The sequence below is a fragment of the Vallitalea maricola genome, assembly GCF_036985595.1.
GTDB lineage: Bacteria > Bacillota > Clostridia > Lachnospirales > Vallitaleaceae > Vallitalea > Vallitalea maricola.
Genome location: NZ_BTPU01000171.1, coordinates 1 through 301 on the forward strand (window position 1 = coordinate 1; position 301 = coordinate 301).

At 30.9% G+C, this 301-nt stretch carries 1 protein-coding gene; it reads right to left on the minus strand.

What is annotated here, in order from left to right; all coding sequences use genetic code 11:
• Window positions 1-109 precede the first annotated feature (109 nt).
• Window positions 110-301, minus strand: a 192-nt coding sequence (locus AACQ14_RS23750; RefSeq protein WP_339366019.1) for a hypothetical protein, incomplete at its 5' end; no start/stop codon positions are given.

Genomic DNA, 301 nt, shown 5'->3' on the forward strand with positions numbered 1-301 from the left:
TGTTATATCCCGTTTGATCTATAATGTTCTGTATCTGTTTTTTTAATTTTTCCATATATAATGTTGAACTATCACACAAGACAAATTTCACCACAAAGATTCACCCCCATCATAATTGAGGTGTCTTTATGGTTATGTAATCACTTCTGTTTATAAGATATCCAAAACCTGGGTTAAGTGCTACACTTCTTTGCTTATAGTCCATTTGAACATCAAATATATTTTGAGAATCCATTTTACCTCCAAGAAGGATACCGTTCATTCCTTTAAATCCACTATATAACAGTGTATTTAAAGGAAT